The organism is Bradyrhizobium sp. CIR48, from assembly GCF_014198315.1.
Taxonomy (GTDB): Bacteria; Pseudomonadota; Alphaproteobacteria; order Rhizobiales; family Xanthobacteraceae; genus Bradyrhizobium.
Window position 1 is genome coordinate 714,599 of record NZ_JACIHG010000001.1, and the last position, 18,719, is coordinate 733,317.

At 63.0% G+C, this 18,719-nt stretch carries 16 protein-coding genes, 2 tRNA genes and 1 pseudogene; 13 read left to right on the top strand and 6 right to left on the bottom strand.

The genetic code is table 11. From position 1 onward, the window contains the following. Window positions 1-15 precede the first annotated feature (15 nt). The 7 genes and pseudogenes from GGD66_RS03530 (at window position 16) to GGD66_RS03560 (ending at window position 9,234) form a co-directional block, all read left to right on the top strand. Window positions 16-3,165, top strand: coding sequence for an efflux RND transporter permease subunit (locus tag GGD66_RS03530; protein WP_092258324.1), 3,150 nt, complete (start codon window positions 16-18; stop codon window positions 3,163-3,165). Further along, complete coding sequence (locus GGD66_RS03535) at window positions 3,165-6,269, top strand: efflux RND transporter permease subunit (protein ID WP_183256882.1); 3,105 nt, start codon at window positions 3,165-3,167, stop codon at window positions 6,267-6,269. Before GGD66_RS03530 ends, GGD66_RS03535 begins: the two co-directional genes overlap by 1 nt. Before the next feature lie 37 nt (window positions 6,270-6,306). Beyond that, window positions 6,307-7,044, top strand: coding sequence for a tRNA-uridine aminocarboxypropyltransferase (locus GGD66_RS03540; RefSeq protein ID WP_183256883.1), 738 nt, complete (start codon window positions 6,307-6,309; stop codon window positions 7,042-7,044). Between the two features lie 199 nt (window positions 7,045-7,243). Next, entirely contained in the window at window positions 7,244-7,960 is a 717-nt protein-coding gene (locus tag GGD66_RS03545) for an ABC transporter permease (protein WP_246788760.1), read from the top strand. Between the two features lie 163 nt (window positions 7,961-8,123). After that, window positions 8,124-8,729 (top strand): annotated as a pseudogene (locus tag GGD66_RS03550) (ABC transporter ATP-binding protein); the annotation flags it as partial. An 84-nt stretch (window positions 8,730-8,813) separates the two neighbouring features. Further along, window positions 8,814-8,887: transfer RNA gene (locus GGD66_RS03555), tRNA-Cys, on the top strand. A gap of 200 nt (window positions 8,888-9,087) precedes the next feature. Further along, the gene (locus GGD66_RS03560; protein WP_018320409.1) at window positions 9,088-9,234 is read left to right on the top strand and encodes a hypothetical protein; all 147 of its coding nucleotides are present in this window, start codon (window positions 9,088-9,090) and stop codon (window positions 9,232-9,234) included. 83 nt (window positions 9,235-9,317) lie between these two features. Here GGD66_RS03560 and GGD66_RS03565 read toward each other — a convergent pair whose 3' ends face one another. After that, window positions 9,318-9,515: a hypothetical protein gene (locus GGD66_RS03565; protein ID WP_018320410.1), complete on the bottom strand. Its 198-nt coding sequence runs from the start codon at window positions 9,513-9,515 to the stop codon at window positions 9,318-9,320. 260 nt (window positions 9,516-9,775) lie between these two features. Here GGD66_RS03565 and GGD66_RS03570 point away from each other — a divergent pair, with 260 nt between their 5' ends. Beyond that, on the top strand, window positions 9,776-10,036 hold the full coding sequence (locus tag GGD66_RS03570; RefSeq protein ID WP_026202356.1) for a hypothetical protein: 261 nt from the start codon (window positions 9,776-9,778) through the stop codon (window positions 10,034-10,036). A 461-nt stretch (window positions 10,037-10,497) separates the two neighbouring features. On the opposite strand, the gene GGD66_RS03575 is transcribed toward GGD66_RS03570, so the two are convergent. Genes GGD66_RS03575 through GGD66_RS03595 form a run of 5 tightly spaced genes read right to left on the bottom strand, consistent with a single transcriptional unit; the run spans window position 10,498 to window position 13,498 of the window. Next, window positions 10,498-11,037: an NUDIX hydrolase gene (locus GGD66_RS03575; protein WP_183256885.1), complete on the bottom strand. Its 540-nt coding sequence runs from the start codon at window positions 11,035-11,037 to the stop codon at window positions 10,498-10,500. Next, a complete protein-coding gene (locus GGD66_RS03580) occupies window positions 11,030-11,659 on the bottom strand; it encodes a histidine phosphatase family protein (RefSeq protein ID WP_183256886.1) in 630 nt (209 codons plus the stop codon). Before GGD66_RS03580 ends, GGD66_RS03575 begins: the two co-directional genes overlap by 8 nt. Further along, window positions 11,656-12,297, bottom strand: a complete 642-nt coding sequence (locus GGD66_RS42340) for an acetyltransferase (RefSeq protein WP_183256887.1) — start codon at window positions 12,295-12,297, stop codon at window positions 11,656-11,658. Before GGD66_RS42340 ends, GGD66_RS03580 begins: the two co-directional genes overlap by 4 nt. A 9-nt stretch (window positions 12,298-12,306) precedes the next feature. Beyond that, window positions 12,307-13,026, bottom strand: a complete 720-nt coding sequence (locus GGD66_RS03590) for a hypothetical protein (RefSeq protein WP_183256888.1) — start codon at window positions 13,024-13,026, stop codon at window positions 12,307-12,309. Between the two features lie 25 nt (window positions 13,027-13,051). Next, window positions 13,052-13,498 carry an NUDIX hydrolase gene (locus GGD66_RS03595; RefSeq protein WP_183256889.1) on the bottom strand — a complete coding sequence of 149 codons (447 nt, stop codon included), beginning with the start codon at window positions 13,496-13,498 and terminating at the stop codon, window positions 13,052-13,054. An 884-nt stretch (window positions 13,499-14,382) separates the two neighbouring features. On the opposite strand from GGD66_RS03595, the gene GGD66_RS03600 reads away from it, so the two are divergent. The 5 genes from GGD66_RS03600 to GGD66_RS03620 all read left to right on the top strand — a co-directional run bounded on the left by GGD66_RS03600 (window position 14,383) and on the right by GGD66_RS03620 (window position 18,719). Further along, window positions 14,383-15,546, top strand: a complete 1,164-nt coding sequence (locus GGD66_RS03600; protein WP_018320412.1) for a PspA/IM30 family protein — start codon at window positions 14,383-14,385, stop codon at window positions 15,544-15,546. A gap of 10 nt (window positions 15,547-15,556) precedes the next feature. Continuing rightward, on the top strand, window positions 15,557-16,216 hold the full coding sequence (locus GGD66_RS03605; protein WP_183256890.1) for an OB-fold-containig protein: 660 nt from the start codon (window positions 15,557-15,559) through the stop codon (window positions 16,214-16,216). A 22-nt stretch (window positions 16,217-16,238) separates the two neighbouring features. Continuing rightward, entirely contained in the window at window positions 16,239-17,933 is a 1,695-nt protein-coding gene (locus tag GGD66_RS03610) for a flotillin family protein (RefSeq protein WP_183256891.1), read from the top strand. A 206-nt stretch (window positions 17,934-18,139) separates the two neighbouring features. Continuing rightward, window positions 18,140-18,508 (top strand): hypothetical protein, encoded by a 369-nt coding sequence (locus tag GGD66_RS03615; RefSeq protein WP_092258303.1) that lies wholly within the window; start codon window positions 18,140-18,142, stop codon window positions 18,506-18,508. Between the two features lie 136 nt (window positions 18,509-18,644). Further along, window positions 18,645-18,719, top strand: a tRNA-Asn gene (locus GGD66_RS03620).

The window sequence follows — 18,719 nt, forward strand, 5'->3', positions numbered from 1 at the left end:
CGGCAGGCAGATCCCATGGGTGTCTCCGAACCCTTCATCCGCCGTCCGATCGCGACCTCACTGCTCGGCATCGCGCTGCTGATCGGCGGGCTGCTGGGCTATTTCGCGCTGCCGGTCTCGGCGCTGCCGCAGGTCGATTTCCCGACCGTGCAGGTGACCACGCAGCTTCCGGGCGCGAGCCCCGACGTGATCGCCTCGCTGATCACCGCGCCTTTGGAGCGGCAGCTTGGCCAGATCCCGTCGCTGTCGGCGATGAACTCGACGAGCTCGTTCGGTGTCAGCCAGATCTCGCTCCAGTTCGATCTCAACCGTGACATCGACGGCGCGACCCAGGACGTGCAGGCCGCGATCAACGCAGCGGCGGGCGTGCTGCCCAAGACGCTGCCTTATCCGCCGACCTACGCCAAGGTGAACCCGGCGGACGCCCCCGTGATGACGCTGGCGCTGCGCTCCGACACCATCTCGCTGAGGGCGATGAGCGACATCGCCGACACGCTCCTGGCGCAACGGCTGAGCCAGATCTCCGGCGTCGGACGGGTCTCGGTGCTGGGCGGGCTGAAGCCGGCCGTACGCATCCAGGCCGATCTGGCGCGGCTCGCCGCCTATGGCATCGCCATGGAAGATCTGCGCACTGCGATCGCCAATGCCAACGTCTCGGGGCCGAAAGGCTCGCTCGACGGCGCGCAGCAATCCTACATCATCGCGGCCAACGACCAGATCGCCGCCGCCGATGCCTACAAGCCGGTCATCATCGCTTACCGCAACGGCTCGCCGGTCACCATCGCCGACGTCGCGCAGATCGTCGATGGCCTCGAGAACGACCGCACCGGCGGCTGGTACCAGGGCACGCCCGCCGTCATCATCGACATCCAGCGCCAGCCCGGCGCCAACGTCATCGACGTCGTCAGCCAGATCCGCGCCGAAATCCCCAAGGTGCAGCGCGCGATCCCGGCCGGGGTGAACCTCACCATCGTCTCCGACCGCACCGTCACGATCCGCGCCTCGGTCCACGACGTGCAGTTCACGCTGGTTCTCAGCGTCGTGCTGGTGACGCTGGTGGTGCTGCTGTTTCTGCGCTCGCTGCGGGCCACCCTGATCGCCGGCGTGGCGCTGCCGCTGTCGCTGATCACCAGCTTCGGCATCATGTATTTCGCCGGCTTCAGCCTCGACAATCTGTCGCTGATGGCGCTGACGATCGGCACCGGCTTCGTCGTCGACGACGCCATCGTCATGATCGAGAATATCGTCCGCCACATGGAGAACGGCGACGGGCCGATGGAGGCCTCGCTGAAGGGTGCCAGCGAGATCGGCTTCACCGTGATCTCGCTGACGGTGTCGCTGATCGCGGTCTTCATCCCGCTGCTGTTCATGTCCGGCCTCGTCGGGCGCATGTTCCGTGAATTCGCGTTGACCTTGACGATCGCGGTGGTGACCTCGGCCGTGGTCTCGCTGACGCTGACGCCGATGATGTGCTCACGGCTGCTCAAGCACGCCCATGAGGAGCTGGCGGTGCCGGGCCTCGCCGCCATCAGTCGCTTCATCGACCGCACCGTGGAGGCCTATCACCGGACGCTGCTCTGGGTGCTGGAGCGCCAGCGCGCCACGCTGGTCGTGACCTTCGCCACGCTGATTGCGACCCTCGTCCTCTACGTCGTTGCGCCAAAAGGCTTCCTGCCGCTGCAGGACACTGCCTCGATCACGGCGGTGACGGAGGCGGGGCCGGACGTGTCGTTCGCGGAGATGCAGAAGCGGCAGGGCGAGGTCGCCGACACCATCAAGGCGGATCCTGACGTGGTCGGCGTGGTCTCGGTGATCGGCGCCGGCTCGGTCAATCCGACCACCAATGTCGGCCGGCTCGTCATGACCTTGAAGCCGCGCGGCGAGCGGCGCGATGATGTCAGCGTGGTCGTGAGCCGGTTGAAGCAGCGGGTGGCGGGCATTCCCGGCATGACCGTCTATTTCCAGCCGGTGCAGGACGTGCAGATCTCGACCCAGTCGAGCCGCTCGCAATACCAGTACACGCTCACCGGCACCGATGCGGCGCTGGTGTCGGAATGGGCGCGCAAGCTGGTTACGGAGATGCGGCGCGATCCCCTGTTCCGCGACGTCTCCTCGGAGGCGCAGGAAGGCGGCCTGCGGGCGCAGCTCGACGTCGATCGCACCCGCGCGGGCCAGCTCGGCGTCAGCCTGCAAGGCATCACCGATACGCTCAACGATGCCTTCGCGCAGCGCCAGATCTCGACCATCTACGGCCAGGCCAACCAGTACCGTGTGGTGCTGGAGGCGCTGCCGATGTACCAGCGCGATCCCTCGATCCTGTCAAAACTCTATCTGCCGGGCGCCGCGAGCACTACAGTCGGCGCGCCCAATGCCCAGGTGCCGCTGTCGGCCGTGGCGACGCTGAAGCGCACCACGGCCCCGCTCGCGATCTCACACCAGGCGCAATTCCCGTCCGTGTCGCTCAGCTTCAATCTCGCGCCGGGCGCCGCGCTCGGCGATGCCGTCGAGGCCGTGAAAGCGATCGAGACCCGGATCGAAATGCCCAACAGCATCGTCGGCGTCTATGCCGGCGATGCCGCTGAGTTCGCCAAGGCGCTGGCGGGACAACCCTGGCTGCTGCTTGCGGCCGTGATCACGATCTACATCGTGCTCGGCGTGCTCTATGAGAGCTACATCCATCCGATCACGATCCTGTCGACGCTGCCCTCGGCCGGCGTCGGGGCGATCCTGGCGCTGGTGTTGTGCGGGCAGGACCTGTCGGTGATCGGCCTGATCGGCATCATTCTCTTGATGGGCATCGTCAAGAAGAACGCGATCATGATGATCGACTTCGCGCTCGAGGCCGAGCGCGGGCAGGGCATGTCGCCGAACGAGGCGATCGTGCAGGCCTGCCTGTTGCGCTTCCGTCCCATCATGATGACGACGCTGGCAGCGCTGTTCGGCGCCTTGCCGCTGGCGATCGAGAGCGGCACCGGCGCCGAGCTGCGGTTTCCGCTCGGCATCTCCATCATCGGCGGGCTGTTGCTCAGCCAATTGCTGACGCTCTACACCACGCCCGTGATCTACCTCGCGCTCGACCGCATCAACCGCCGCCTCGAGCAGGCGCTGCCGCCGGCCGAATCCGGCGGCCCGCCGGTCGCGGGCGCGACCGAGGGGATGCAGTGATGGCATCGATCTCGGAGCCCTTCATCCGCCGCCCGGTTGCTACCACGCTGCTGTCGATCGGGTTGTTCCTGCTGGGTGTGGTCGCCTACGATTTCCTTCCCGTCGCCTCGGTCCCGAACGTCGACTTCCCCGCCATCTTCGTCTCGGCCAGCCGGCCCGGCGCCGACCCGTCGGTTATGGCGGCCACGGTGGCTTCACCACTCGAGCGGCGGCTCGGCGAGATCTCGGGCATCAATCAGATCACCTCGACCTCGACGCTCGGCAACACCAGCATCCAGCTCCAGTTCGACATCGGCCGCAACATCGACAAGGCCGCGCGCGACGTGCAGGCGGCGATCAACGCCGCGATGGTCGATTTGCCGAGCGACCTGCCGACGCTGCCGCGTTTCCGCAAGGCCAACACGGCCGGCGCGCCCGTCTTCGTCCTGGCGCTGACCTCGAAGACGCTGTCCGCCAGCGCGATTTACGATGTCGCCGACACGGTACTGGCGCAGCGCATCTCGCAGGTGCCTGGAGTCGGCGACGTCACGGTATCAGGCGCCGACCAGCCGGCTGTGCGGGTCCAGCTCAACCCCGTCGCGCTGTCGAACGCCGGCATCGCCACCGACGACGTCAGGACCGCGATCGTCAACGCCAACCCGCTCGGTCCCGTCGGCATCTTCAACGGCGAGCGCCAGAGCGAGACGCTGGCGCTCAACAAGCAGATGCGCACGGCGAAAGAGTTCCGCGACATCGTCATCAAGAGCGCCAACGGCAATTTCGTGCGGCTGTCCGACGTCGCCGACATCGAGGATTCCGTCCGTAACGCCCGCTCGATCGCCTGGTTCAACAAGCAGCCGGCAGTGCTGATCCAGATCACCAAGCAGGGCGATGCCAACGTCATCGACACCGTTGACAGGGTGAAGGCGCTGGTCCCCCAGCTGAAGCAGTGGATTCCGGCCGGCGTCGAGATCTCCACCCTGGTCGACCGCACCGGCACGATCCGCGCCAGCGTGCTCGATATGCAATGGACGTTGCTGGCGACCGCGGTCCTGGTGATGGTCGTGGTGTTCGTGTTCCTGCGCAGGCTGACGCCGACCATCGCGGCCGGCATCTCGGTGCCGCTGGCGCTGGCCGGCACCTGCGCCGGCATGTGGGTCGCGGGCTTCTCGATCGACAATCTGTCGCTGATGGCGCTCGCGATCTCCGTCGGCTTCGTGGTCGACGACGCCATCGTCATGATCGAGAACATGTACCGCAATCTCGAGCACGGCATGCGGCCGTTCCGGGCGGCGCAGGAGGGCGCGAAGCAGATCGGCTTCACCGTGGTCTCGATCAGCCTGTCGCTGATCGCGGCATTCACGCCGCTGATCTTCATGGACGGTATTGTCGGCCGCCTGCTGCGCGAATTCTCGCTGACGCTGACCTTCGCTATCCTGGTCTCGACGCTGGTGTCGCTCACGGTCACGCCGATGATCTGCGCCCATTACATCCGGCAGGCCACGTCCGGCACGGCGACGCTGTTCGATCGGGTGATCGAGGGCTCGCTGTCGCGCATCGTCGCCTTCTACGCCCGGACCTTGCGCACCGTGCTGGACTATCCGCTGGCGACGCTGCTGGTGTTCTTCGCCACCATCGGCCTCACGGTGACGCTCTACATCAAGGTCCCCAAGGGCTATTTTCCGACCGACGATTCCGGCTTCGTGATCGGAGCGACGCGTGCCTCGGCCGACATCTCGTTCCAGTCGATGCTCGGCCTCCAGCAGCGGCTTGCCGACATCGTGATGCAGGATCCGGCCGTGGCCGGCATCGGCTCGACCGTCGGCGCCGGAGGCGGGCCGGGGGGAGCAACCTCGAACCGCGGCATCATGTATATCAGCCTGAAGCCGCCGGAGGAGCGCGACCACGTCTCGACGCAGGTCGTGATCGACCGTCTGAGGCGCGCGCTGTACCCCGTGCCAGGTATCCGCCTCTTCATGTTCGCTGCCCAGGACGTCCGTGCCGGCGGGCGGCAGAGTGATTCCGACTTCCAGTACACGCTGACCAGCACCGACCTCGGTCTGCTGCAAAAGTGGGCGCCGATCGTGGCCAAGCGCATGGAGAGCGTCGAGGGCATCACCGACATCTCCAGCGACCGCGATCCCGGCGGGCTTCAGCTGACCCTGAACATCGATCGCCAGAAGGCCTCGGCACTCGGCGTCAGGGTTCAGGACATCGACAACGCGCTGAACAACGCGTTCTCGCAGCGGCAGATCTCGATCATCTACACCCAGCGCAACCAGTACATGACCGTGCTGGAGATCGATCCCAAGTTCCAGGTCGATCCCTCCAACCTCGAGCGCATCTACGTTGCCGGCGCGAACGACGCGCAGGTGCCGCTGTCGGCCGTGGTGCATGCGACGCGTGGGTTGGCCGCGCTCGCGGTTTATCACTCGCAGTCGTTTCCCTCGACGACGGTGTCGTTCAACCTGCTGCCGGACGTGCAGCTTCAGGCAGCGACCCAGAACATCCAGCGGGCGGTGGAGGAACTGCACATGCCCGAAGGCATCCGCGGCAGCTTCGACGGCAATGCCGGCGACTTCGCCAAGACCAGCGGCCGCCAGCCGCTCCTGATCCTCGGCGCGCTCGTGGCGATGTATATCGTGCTCGGGGTGCTCTATGAGAGTCTCGCCCATCCGCTCACGATCATCTCGACGCTGCCCTCGGCGGGGTTAGGCGCGCTGCTCGCCTTGCAACTCACCAACACGCCGCTGACGGTGATCGCCTTCGTCGGCATCATCCTCTTGATCGGCATCGTCAAGAAGAACGGCATCATGATGGTGGATTTCGCGCTCGACGCCGAACGCCAGCGCGGCCTGTCCTCGGCGGAAGCGATCTTCGAGGCCTGCCAGGCGCGCTTCCGGCCGATCCTGATGACGACCATGGCGGCGCTGTTCGCCGGCATCCCGCTGGTGGTGGCGACCGGCCCCGGCACGGAGCTGCGCCGTCCGCTCGGCATCACCATCATCGGCGGCCTGTTCGTCTCGCAGATCCTGACGCTCTACACCACGCCGGTAATCTACCTCTTGATCGACCGCCTGCGGCGGCGGTCCGCGCCGCGCCCGGTGCCTGCGCCGGCGGAATAGGTTGTTGAAGCGCCGCATCAAGCGTATAGCGGCGCCCATGTCGAACCCGCCAGACACGGCCGCCGCGCCGGCCGATCCGATCCCCGAGTGCCCGCATTGCCAGAAGCCGATGCCGCTGTGCATCTGCGACAGCGTCACGCCAATCGAAAATCGCCTCTCACTCCTGATCCTCCAGCACCCGCAGGAGCAGGACAGGGCGCTCGGCACCGCGCGCCTGCTTGCCAGGCATTTTGCCGATGCCACGGTGCGGGTCGGCCTGTCCTGGCCGAGCCTGTCCAAGGCGTTGGGACGGCCGGTCGAGAATGCCGCGCGTTGGGCCGTGCTCTATCTCGGCTCGGCCCGCGCCACCGATCTCGAAGCGGAAGGCGAGATCGTCGCGCTCAACCGCAAGGGCGAGGTCGCGGAGAACCAGCGCGCGATCCTCGGCAAGCTCGAAGGCGTCGTGCTGCTCGACGGCACCTGGAGCCAGGCCAAAGCGCTGTGGTGGCGCAATCCCTGGATGCTGAAATGCCAGCGCGTCATCCTCAACCCGGCGCACCCCTCGCGCTATGGCCGTCTGCGCAAGGAGCCGCGCAAGGACGGGCTCTCCACAATCGAGGCCGCGGCGACGATTCTCGCCGGGCTCGAGCGGCGTCCCGACATCGCCGAGACGCTGAATGCGAGCTTTGAACGCCTGTTAACACGCTACCGCGAGGTCCAGGCCGAGATGCCGGAATTGGCGCCAAAACCTGCCCCGAAGGGCCGGCGCGACTTCCGGCGGCGCAAACGAGCCTGACTTCGGCCCGCATCATCTGTACGGTCGATTGCACCGCGAGAGGCGGGCGTTTAGAGACGATCGGCCGACATCGGTCGCGATCTGCTCTCCTGTTGCGGCATCGGAGAGCGAGAACCTGAGGGGCAGTCGAATTCAGCTCGCAGCGAAGGAAATCCTGGCACAGGCGGCGCGGCCCGATCGTTGGGGCACGCTCGCGCTGATGGACATTTCGCTGCGCTACCGCCGGACCGTGATCGGCCCGCTCTGGATCACGCTGACGCTGGCCGCGACGATCGCAAGCGTCGGCACCGTCTATGCGGCCCTGTTCAAGCAGGACATCGCCACTTTCCTGCCGTCCTTCGCGGTCGGCCTGATCGTCTGGACCCTGATCGCCACCACGCTCCAGGAAGGCTCCAACATCTTCGTGGCGTCCGGCCATCTCATCAAGGCGGTGCCAGCGCCGCTGATCGTTCATGTCCTCCAGATGATCGCGCGCAACGTCCTCATCTTCGCGCATCATTTGGTGATCGTCGTGCTGCTCTACGTCGTGATGCCCTGGCCGCTGCGCTGGAGCATGCTGCTCGCGCTGCCCGGCTTTGCGATCCTGTTCCTCGCGCTGCTCGGCGGCTCGGTCGCACTCGGCATGCTCTGCGCGCGCTTTCGCGACATTGGTTCGGCGATCGTCAGCGGCCTGCAATTCGTGTTCTTTCTCACGCCGATCATCTGGACCGAGGACAGCGCGCGCGGCACCTCGTTTCACTGGCTGACGCGGATCAATCCGTTCGCGACACTGCTCGATCTGGTGCGGCGGCCGCTGTTGTCGCAGCCGACCGATGCGGAGCAATGGCTGTTAGGGGCACTCTATGCGATCGTCGTGGCCGTCATCGGCCTCGGCTGCTACGCAAAACACCGCCATCGTGTGGCGTATTGGCTGTGATGCGCGCATGACGACCACGGCCCACATCGTGCTTCGCGACGTCTCGGTCACGTTTCCCGTGCTGTCGTTTCGCGACCGCTCGCTGCGCAGCCGGTTCGTCAGCGCCGTGACGCTACGGCGGAAGGCGGCGGTATCGCACCTCATCACGGCGTTGAACGAGGTCAGCCTCGACATCCGCGCCGGCGACCGCCTCGCCATCATCGGCGCCAACGGCGCCGGCAAGACCACGCTGCTGCGGGTTCTCGCCGGCATCTACCATCCGACGGCGGGGAGCATCGACGTACGCGGCCGCTGCCTGTCGCTGTTCGATTTGCAGGCCGGCTTCGACGAGGAAGCAACCGGATACGAGAACATCATGCGGCGGGGCCTCGTGATCGGCGCGCGGCGCGCCGAGATCGACGCGCGGCGGGCGGAGATTGCCGAGTTCACCGAGCTCGGCGACCGCCTCGACCTGCCGCTGCGCACCTATTCCAGCGGCATGATGCTGCGCCTGATCTTCGCGGTCGCAACCGCGGTCGAGGGCGAGATCGTGCTGCTCGACGAATGGATCGGCGTCGGCGACCAGCAGTTCCGCAAGAAGGCGCGGCAGCGGCTGGATGAAATCGTCTCCCGCGCCGGCATCCTGGTGCTCGCCTCGCATGACATCGAGCTGATCCAGAGCACCTGCAACCGGGCGATCCTGCTGGAGCAGGGGAAGATCATCGCGGCCGGCGCAACCGATACGATTCTCGCGCAATATCTGGCGGGGTCCGGCGGGAGGAACGCGTAGCGGTTCGAAGGTCCCCTGACGGCCAAAATCGGACGAAGGCGGTTGCCTAAACCCTTCATCCCCTATATTGCTCCGGCCTTACGGGGCCACGTGGCGGAGTGGTTACGCAACGGTCTGCAAAACCGTGTACACCAGTTCAATTCTGGTCGTGGCCTCCATCATATCCCTCTGATTTCCCAGCACAATTCGATCTCGCCGCCGGCTCCGCTGATGCTGCGCGCAACGTTCTGCCGACCTCAGAGGCGGATCGATCTCCGGATTTGTCCGGAGCTCGCTGGCCCCCCCGATTCAGTCTCGTTGGCATAGACTTCGCATCTGCGAAGCGATGCGACTGACATCAACGAGCGCTGGAGCACCCGTGGGCGACATCGTCCGATTTGTCCCGAAATCCGAGCTGGAGCGGGCCCGCCTCATTCGCGAGGCTCGCGCGATCTATGACAGCATCTTTCCATCGGCCGCACCCGACCGGGTGCCGCAGGATGGCGAGGATCGCATCAAGACCTGATCGGCGCAGCGCCAAGTTTTACGCCCAGTGCCTATGGCAAAACGCCCGCGAAGCGGGCTCTCGGGCTCAGGGTGAAAGCAGCTTCAGCAGGCCGCGTACCAGCCGTCGGGGAACGGCAGAAGGGGCCAGGCGCCCTCATTGTCATTGGCGGCTTTGGGCGTCGCGTGAAAACTCCACGAGCGGGGCACGAATTCCTCCTCCGGCGCGGGAGCAAAGTCTTCAATGACCATGGCGTCCCGGACGGCATCCAGCAACAAGTTGAATTCGGCTTCGCTTCTCATCGCACCCTCGCAGAACGCGGACGGCGCAATGTCGCAAAGCCGGTTTGTTACCCGGTTGAGCGGATCGTTCGCATTTTAACGATCCGGCGATCGGGTCCCGATTGGTTAGCGGTTTGTGAAAATCCCCTGGGAAACTCTAGGTTCCTCCGCTGCGCCGGCAGTGTGAAAGAGATCACATCCTCGGCGGTTTATTTCTCTTAACCCGTTCGCCTACCGGCCCAATGCAGGCCGGAGCGGGCAGGGCGAACGGGAGACTGGTCATGAAGGCGAGGTTCTTGCGGTTTGCGGGTGTAAAGAGCCGGGCCCGCCGCGCCTCCACGGTCGGGCTGTTCCTGACGTTGTTTGCTTCCACCGCCCACGCGCAGGGGACAGCCGAGCAGCGCCGGGCCTGCACGCCCGACGTCTACCGGCTCTGCGCCGGCGAAATCCCCAACGTCCGCGCCATCACGGCGTGCCTGCGGCGCAACCGCTCGAGCCTGAGCGAAGCCTGCCGCAGCGTGTTCGATCAGGCCGGCGGTTAAGGGCCTGTGGATGTGTGCGCAGCAAGTGGCTCGCGTCGGCTGACGAATTCGCGATAGCGGTTCTGTGGATATGCTGCGGACAGGCTGTGGATAGCCGCGGCGTCGGTGCGCAGATGCGTCCGGCGTCCATCGTCAAGTGGCGTCGCTGAGTGATTCCTTGATCGCGCTGATCAGTGCCCAATTCGAAACCCATTAGCTGCTCCGAATTCGACAATTGCGTATCTCCCCACCTCGCGCCCCAGAACGGTTTTGGGCAACCACCTGCCCAGATCGCAGGCTCCCCCCATCCAGTTTTTGTACGCTCGCGGACAAGTCTTCTACTTGGCTCTCCCCCAGCCTCACCGGGCTCGTTCACGACGCGCTAATCAAGATCGATCTGATCTGGCGGCAGCCGTGAGACCAATCTGCGCAGTATTGACAACCTTTACAGATGCAAATCCTGCAAAGAGGGACCTATAGGTTCAACCAAAGAATAGATTACAAAGATTCTGCACGTGCGAATCTCCTTGCATTTGAAGGGCTAAAATCATTGACGTGGTCATAAGAGAATGCTGAAGCAAAAGTTGCTTCCATTCCGCTCGGAATGTTAGGGCGCTTGCGAGGATAAGCTCGCATCCACTTTCAGGATGAGTGTCCGAGCGGTATGCCGAGTGACAAACATAAGTGTAGCACCAATTGTTCTGTAGTGCAGGATTAGGTCTGTATCTGCCGGCTAACTGCCAGTTCTCTGACACAAAACCCGTTTCTTCCAAGACCTCGAGTTTGGCATCGTCAAGGGGCGAATTGTTCTTCTCGGCTATGCCGCCAGGGAACTCGACGGTGTAGTCGCCGATGCCGTGACGGTATTGCCTAACTAGAGCTAGCTTTCCGTCGGTAGTAAAGACGATAGCATTTACCCAATCGGGGCAGAGTAGCGTTTTAAAGCGAGCGGTCTTTCCATCATCGCCAATTACGTCAAAAGCGCGCACAGCGAAAACGCCGAAATCGTGTGTTTCAGACAATGGCATGCTTCTTAGCCTGTGCCTTGAGCCAGTCAATTTTCGAAGAAGAGAACTCCAACTCAACTAACCGACCATTTCCATAGTCTCTGGTGCGGTACCCTTCACCGGGGCTGGCCCCCTTCATCTCATTCAGGTTTTGCATCAGAATCAGTATGGATGTAGTCGCAATTATAAGTTCAGTTTCTTGTCGTTGAATGTAGTCCAATACGTATTTGACACCGCGGCAATAAAAGGAAACCGGATCCTCCATGTCCTCTACCTGTAAGTCGCACAGTTCGATAGTGCCGGCCCGCCACTCATCCATGGAGAAACTAGATGCGGGATGGAGCAGACGAGCTTGCGAAATGGGTAATCCCGCAAGTACACCAAGATGAATTGATCTTAGATCCGCGCTCTCTACTACGGGTACTTGGATTTCATCTGAAACAATTTGCGCTGTTTCAATTGTCTGAATCGTAGGACAAGCAACGATCAGGGCAGGGCGGAGGCCAAGTAAACCAACTTCCCGAGCGAGGACTTGTGCTTGATTCCTTCCAACTTGAGTTAGCGCGGCGCCTGATCCACCTGGGATTCCAATCAAGTTCTTCTCGCACTCCGCGTGCCGCGCCAGAAAAAGCTTCACGTGCGCCTCTCCGAGATCCGCGCCGGTATCCCGACCACAACAGCACCAGCCGGCGCATCCTGACGGACGAAAGAGAGTGCTCCGACAGTACACCAATCTCCGACCCGCGTCTGTTGAGCTATCGCAGCTCCCATCCCTAGATAGACCCCCTTTCCCAAAACGGAATCAGAACCCACGTTCGCTGCTGGTGCCATAGAGACAAACTCGCCAAGCCTCGCCCCGGCTCCGACGGTTCCGTTGGCGTTTATCACACTGGCTCGGCCGACATCGGAGCCAGGGCCAAGAACAACGCCAGGAAAGACGATACAACCGTCGCCAATCGTTACATCGCCGAGCAGCGTTGCCTGGGGATGGAGCAATGTTGCTAGCCGAATACCAGGCAGACTTCCAATGATCCGGTCGTACACTTGTGATCGCGTTCGTGGATCGCCAATCGCAATGACCACCTCAACTTGGTCTGTTCTTTCAAATAAGGACGACAGTACTTCGATGCTACCGAGAAAAAGCGCTCCATCGATATTCGACGTGGTCAAAGGTCTATCATCAACGACACCAAGCACGTCGGATCGCCGCTGAGCGCGAGCAATTCCGAGTGCACTCCTTCCCAGGGCCGAAGCGCCCACGATAACTAAGCCCATCAATCGCTCTTAAGGTATCGCGTCAGCGCCAACCACTTTGCACCCCACGGGCTCATGGTTGGCAAATTCAAACATGAGAAAGGCAAACAGATCTTGGTTGATGTACGGCTCTAACTTTACCGACAGGTCATGATGTTCATTAATCGCTTTGACTGCTTGCCCTGTACCATGGCCATGCAGGCCGAATACGATCAGAGCAGATTTCGAATCCGGACGGCTCTTATCCATTTTCAATAGACGAATGATCAGACCATAGTCCCGGGTCACAAACCCAGATTGATCGTAAGCTGCGCTGAACACGGATCCGCCATACTCAAACGTTCCCGCAGTCGCGTCGTAGCGTACCGGGAGGCGTTGCCCAAGCCGCGACAATACCTGCTCAGATATTCCGTTTGCCTTCGGCCCCCCCAGCGAAACGAAGCTGTCTTTTTCAAGTTGTCCCAGGGTGGCAGAAGAACGCACCTTGATCTCGACTTCACGACCGAGCGAAGACAGTGCACTACGTACGTCAGAGAACGCCTGAACGTCGGTTAGACTGATTTTCCGAGGGCTCCTGGTTTCCGTACCTGGCTTGTCGGTCAGCACCACAGCGAGGGGATTCTTGCCGCGCAAGAAGGGGCGCCAAAATCGCCTAATTCCCCGCGTTTTGAACAGTTGCACCGTCTTTGTTGTGCCCAATCCCAGGACGTACCCAATGGCACTCCAAATGGCGCTGGCTACCAAATTCAACCCGATCTCCCCCAAGCGCTCCCCCTTAGTATTCAGCAATAATTGACAGAATGGCCGCCACTGTTGGCGCGTGTGTAATTGCTCCGCTTTGAACCATATCCATCGCCTGCGGAGGAGGAATGCGTTTGACTCTAAACTCGGGGGTTCGCAGTGGGGTTGGATCCCGGGTTAGCGCTGCAAAGACGTGTGTTCGGTGGACTGCGGTAGAGAGATCGAGGTCAAGCGTGAAGAGGAGCCGGCAATTTCCACTAGCCAAGCCTGTCTCTTCGGTGAACTCTCGCACTGCACATGCAAGTGGTGTCTCATCCTTTCTCAAGATGCCGCCGGGTAGCTCAAGTGTCCTTCGAGCGGTTGGCTGACGAAATTGCTCAACCAAAATGAGTGCGTCGTGATCATCTCTTGCCGCGATGCACGCAGACTCTGGAAAGACATAGGTGGTTCCTTTGCGGACAATGACGTTGTCTTGACTCAAGGATCACTTCCTTCCATGTCGACGACAACGCCGAAGCTGTGAGCTGATCGAGTTGCAGATGCCGACTTTGTACTTTGCGCGAATTGCGCGGGCGTTGCAACCGATCCAATGGGATGCGTCAAGTCTTGCGGTGATGTGTGGTGCCCGACCGGGTGCGCGCATCAGCAATCTACAAGGCGACGGGGGAATAGTGCATCGCTCCCCGGGGAGAGTTCGGCATAAGCCGTCAAACCACTGCGCAGGGAAGGCGGGGTTATCCTGGCTACACCTGTATGCCGCTGTGCAACTTGTTGTCACGCAGGATTCGTATAGTGGACCGCGGCTGCAGCCGGCACCCGCCTTCCCTGTGCCCTCTGACATCTGAAGGCGATGAAGCAAAGCTCGGGCGAAGCAAGCCGCGAGGACAGTTGCCCATGTCTGCAATCTCAGACGCGAGTTGATGAAAGCCGCGTTTCCTCTTGCTCCGTCATTGCTTCGTCGCAAGGGCTCCTCGCAATGACGTGGAGAGGGCGGTACACGCATCAACCCGGGCCTCGTGCCCCGGACGCCGCGCAACACGAAGTGATGCGCTGCAGAGCCGGGGCCCATGCAACGGCACATCACGCGGCTTGCTGGGTCCCGGCTCTGCGCAGCAGCGTGAGAACGCTGCAGCGCGTCCGGGACATGAGAGCGGAGCAACTGGCAACCCTTGTTGGCCGAGCGCTCTCTGCATTTCGCCTCAAATTGCAACCCGCGCGTGCAAGAAGTCTTGATCGGGTGTGATCTAGGGGTGAACGCCCGGCTTGAACGTGCGTCCCGGGCACAACGACTAATAGTAAGCGTGCATGAGGATCAGGGAAACGTGATCAGGCCTCCTCTTCCTAAAGCACCAAAATGGTGCTTTAGTGCTTTCCATGAGCCAGTCGCCCCGAAACGCGCCGTCCGCGCTGCGTTACAGGCTTGCCCCCGACCCGGCCGCCAAGGCTGCACTGGAGGCGACCTTCCAGGCCTATGACCGCATGATGGAGATCCTCGATGAGGTCGCGCGGAGCCACAATGTCGGCTCCAACGTCGTCCTGCTGCATGCCCACGCCTATGACCCGATCCGCAAACAGACCGCGCTGCCCTCGCGCCTGGTGACGCTGGGCCTGCGTGACCGCGCCGAGTATCGCGCGGCACAGGGCCGCCGTCTGCCGCTCGACGACAAGCTCGCCAAGATCAAGGGCCCGGCCACCATTTCGATCGCGACCGTGCAAGGGCGCTTCAGCGTGCCCTTCGATTATGCCGGCTATGCCGAGGGCTGGGGGCAGAGCGTGCCCGCTCGCCTCATCCGCACCGACGACGGCTTTGAAGTTCACTACGGCGTCACGCCGAACAATCTGCCAGAGGAGGAGAACGCCATGGATACCATCGCTGCCGCTCCCGAAAACTTCCTGTCCCGGGTCGGGCGCCTGATCGCCGGGATCGCCTATGACGCGATCGAGCAGGCCGAAGGCAAGAACAAGCTGAAAGTGGTCAGCCAGGCCATCCGCGAGATCGAACGCGCCGAGAGCGAAGCGCGCGACGCGCTCGCCGCTGCGCGTGCCGAGGAATATCGCCTCAACGCGCGCCGCACCGAGATCGAGCGCGAGATGGCCGATCTCGCGCCCAAGATCGAGGGCGCGATCGCTGACAGCCGCGACGATCTCGCCCGCGCCGGCATCGCGCGCCAGATGGATCTGGAGGCCCAGTTCGATGTGCTCTCCCGCGCCATCGACGAGAACAACGAGAAGATCGAGCAATGCATCACCTCGCTGCGCGCGGTGCTGTCTGCGCTGCAGGACGCCGAGCAGCGCCGTGCCGATCTCGAAAAGAGCGAGGCGGCCGCGAGCCATCAGGCCTCGACGTCATCCCGAAAACAGGGCGGCGGCTCTGCTGCAGCGAAGGCGCTGCGGGCGGGCAGGGCGGTGGCACGCGCCACCGGCGTGCCGCCGGGCATTCCCTATTCGAGCGACATCGACGAGCTCAGCACGCTGCATCGCGACAAGGAAATTGCGGCGAGGCTCGCGCGGTTGAAGTCGCGCTCCTGAGTGTCGTGTCATGAGCGCTCTGCTCGAACACGTCATGTCGCCGGAGGTCAGGCCGTTCGCGATCGCGGCGGCCATGATCCTCATCGTCGGCTCGATCGAAGTGGTCTCGATGCTGGTCGGGGCTTCCTTGAGCGAAATGCTCGGGACCAACGTCGATTTCGGTCACCCCAGCGACAATGGCGTGATCAACGCCATTTCCTGGATCAATGTCGGCGGCGTGCCGCTTCTGATCTTCCTGTTGCTGCTGCTCGGCGCCTTCTCCATCACCGGCTTCCTGATCCAGGACATCGCGCGAATGGTTGCGGGGCCCTTGCCGGCAACAGTGGCCTCGGTGGGGGCCGTCGTGATCTCGGTTCCGGTGGTCCGCGCTGCCAGCAGGGCGATCGCGCGGGTCATCCCCAAGGATGAAAGCTATGCCGTCGGCTTAGGGGATCTCGTCGGCCGCATCGGTGAGGTTGTCATCGGCCCGCTCGACCAGGGGCCGCCCGGCAAGGTCAGCGTCGCCGACGTCCACGGCAACCGCCATTTCGTCTGGGCGGTTGCGGCGCCGGCGTCATCGCCCCTGCCACAGGGAACGATGGTCCTGCTGGTCGATCGCGACGGCACCCGCTTCGTGGCGGTCAAGGCCGACGATGAACTCAAACCTTCCAAGCCCACTCTAAACAGCTAGCAAGTCATTATCGGAGAGCATCATGTTCGACATCGCAGTCCCGGCCATGATCGGCGTCGCGCTGATCGTCGTCCTCGGGATCGTCTTCACCATCCTCTACAAGCGCGCCACCCGCGACGAGGCCTTCGTGCGCACCGGCCTCGGCGGCAAGAAGGTCGTGCTGGACGGCGGCGCCATGATCCTGCCGATCTTCCACTCCTATGCCAGCGTCAATCTGAAAACGCTTCGGCTCACCGTGGAACGCAAGGAGCGGGAATCCCTCATCACCAAGGACCGGCTGCGCGTCGACATCGTCGCCGAATTCTATGTGCGCGTCCGGCCCGACGATGAGAGTATCGCGCTTGCGAGCCAGACGCTGGGCGCACTGACCAATGACGCCGAAGCCCTGCGCAACCAGGTCGAGGCGAAATTCGTCGACGGCCTGCGCTCGGTGGCGGCGACCATGAGCATCCTCGAACTCCAGGAGAAGCGCTCGGACTTCGTCAAACATGTGCAGGCGACAGTCGAATCCGACGTCAAATCCAACGGCCTCGAGCTTGAATCCGTGTCGCTCACGAAGCTCGACCAGACCGACGTCAAGTTCTTCAACCCGGAAAACTTCTTCGACGCCGAAGGTCTCACCCAGCTCAAGACCGTCACCGAGACGCGCCGGCGTGACCGCAACGCCATCGTGCGCGACAACGAGGTGGCGATCGCCCAGAAGGACCTCGAGGCGCGGCAGCAGACCCTCGGCATCGAGCGGACCAAGAAGGAGGCCGAGCTGTCGCAGGAGCGCGACATCGCCAACAAGACCGCGAGCACCCGCGCCGAGGTCGCAACCGCGACGCAGACCGCGCGCCTCACTGAGGAGAATGCCCGCATCGATACCGACAGGGCGGTCGCCGAGAAGGAGGCGGGCGCCAAGCAGGTCAAGGAAACCGCGGTGATCGAGTCGGATCTGGCGATCAACAAGCGCAAGACCGACGCCCAGCGCGAGATCCAGATCGCGACCCAAGAGAACGAGATCCAGATCGCGTCCAAGAGCAAGCAGACCTCGGAGGCCGTTGCCGAGGCCAAGACCGCCGAAGCGATCGCGGTCTCCGCGGAGGAAAAGGTCGTGACCGCACGCGCGGTCGAGGTCGCCGATCGTGCCCGTCTCACCCAGGTGCTGGCCGCGCGGACCGAGGCCGAGCGCAAATCGACGGAGCTGATCGTCGCGGCCGAAGCCGAGAAGAAGGCCTCGCTCGATCGCGCCGAGGCCGTGAAGACGCTGGCCACCGCGGAAGCCGAGTCCAACAAGATCAAGGCCGTGGGTGTGCGCAACATCGGCGAGGCGGAAGCGGCCGTCATCACCATGAAGAACGAGGCGCAGAACAAGCTCGGCAGCAACGTCATCGACTTCGAGATCGCCAAGAAGCGGATCGAGACGATGCCGTCGGCGCTGGCCGAGATGGTCAAGCCCATCGCCAACCTGAAGGACGTCCGTATCCTGCACACCGGCGGCGCGTTCGGCGGCAACGGCACCAGTGGAGGCAATGTCGGCTTCGGCGAGGGCCTCGCCGGCGAGCTGCTCAAGGTGCACGCGCTGCGTCCGATGATCGACGAGATCCTGCGCCAGAGCGGCTTTGCGCCCGGCGAGGATCCCGTGAAGGCGCTGGTCGGCACCGTGACCGGGAAGAGCAACGGCGCCGCCGTGCCCGCGCCGGCACCAGAGAAGACGAACACCGCCGATCTATGAATGCCCGTTCATTGCTGCGGAGAATTCGAATCGATAAACAGGCTGAGCGCGTCTCGCGTCGCGCAACGTGCCGGAGTGACGATCGATCGTCTTGAACCTTTCGATCGCACTCCGGACGGATCTTCCAAGGCAACGACATTGGTTGCCGCGGCGCCTGCGCCGATCGACGCCAGGCGCTGAAGCCTGTTTCGATCGGGGAATTTCATATGAAATATTTTCTGTCTGGACTGATCGCGATCGGCCTTTCGATCGCCGCCGTGCCCTCGTTCGCGGCCGATGCCCGCAACGTCACCGTCGTCAACGAGACCGGCTATGCCATCAAATTCCTGGGCTTCAACGCGCCGGACGATGGCCTGGACGAATGGGACAATGAGCTCGAGAAGGTCTTGCAGAACCAGGCCAGCACCTATGTCGAGTTCGACGAGGACGACGAGGGCTGCGTCTGGAACATCCGCGTCGACTGGCAGAACTACGACGAAGCCGTGCTCTGGAAAAACGTCAACCTCTGCAAGATGACCGCGCTTCGGCTGCGCTACGATCCCGGCACCAAGACCACCTCGTTCCTCGCCGAGTAGCCTTTGGCCGACATGGCCCGGAGGAGGGGGCATCCCAGCCTTCCTCCGGCGCATTGCGGATGATGACGAATTCGTCCTTTGCAAGCGCAAGCGGCTTTGTTATACGCAGCCGCGCGCGAACGACTGGTTCGCCTTTTCCTCGGTAGCTCAGCGGTAGAGCATCCGACTGTTAATCGGATGGTCGCTGGTTCGAATCCAGCCCGGGGAGCCA

What these genes read in the sequence shown, in the direction of transcription:
- GGD66_RS03545 (WP_246788760.1), top strand. Translation starts at nt 7,244, where the DNA reads ATGGACATTTCGCTGCGCTACCGCCGGACCGTGATCGGCCCGCTCTGG.
- GGD66_RS03615 (WP_092258303.1), top strand. Translation starts at nt 18,140, where the DNA reads ATGAAATATTTTCTGTCTGGACTGATCGCGATCGGCCTTTCGATCGCC.
- GGD66_RS03535 (WP_183256882.1), top strand. Translation starts at nt 3,165, where the DNA reads ATGGCATCGATCTCGGAGCCCTTCATCCGCCGCCCGGTTGCTACCACG.
- GGD66_RS03530 (WP_092258324.1), top strand. Translation starts at nt 16, where the DNA reads ATGGGTGTCTCCGAACCCTTCATCCGCCGTCCGATCGCGACCTCACTG.
- GGD66_RS42340 (WP_183256887.1), bottom strand. Translation starts at nt 12,297, where the DNA reads ATGGGCTTAGTTATCGTGGGCGCTTCGGCCCTGGGAAGGAGTGCACTC.
- GGD66_RS03610 (WP_183256891.1), top strand. Translation starts at nt 16,239, where the DNA reads ATGTTCGACATCGCAGTCCCGGCCATGATCGGCGTCGCGCTGATCGTC.
- GGD66_RS03570 (WP_026202356.1), top strand. Translation starts at nt 9,776, where the DNA reads ATGAAGGCGAGGTTCTTGCGGTTTGCGGGTGTAAAGAGCCGGGCCCGC.
- GGD66_RS03540 (WP_183256883.1), top strand. Translation starts at nt 6,307, where the DNA reads ATGTCGAACCCGCCAGACACGGCCGCCGCGCCGGCCGATCCGATCCCC.
- GGD66_RS03565 (WP_018320410.1), bottom strand. Translation starts at nt 9,515, where the DNA reads ATGAGAAGCGAAGCCGAATTCAACTTGTTGCTGGATGCCGTCCGGGAC.
- GGD66_RS03605 (WP_183256890.1), top strand. Translation starts at nt 15,557, where the DNA reads ATGAGCGCTCTGCTCGAACACGTCATGTCGCCGGAGGTCAGGCCGTTC.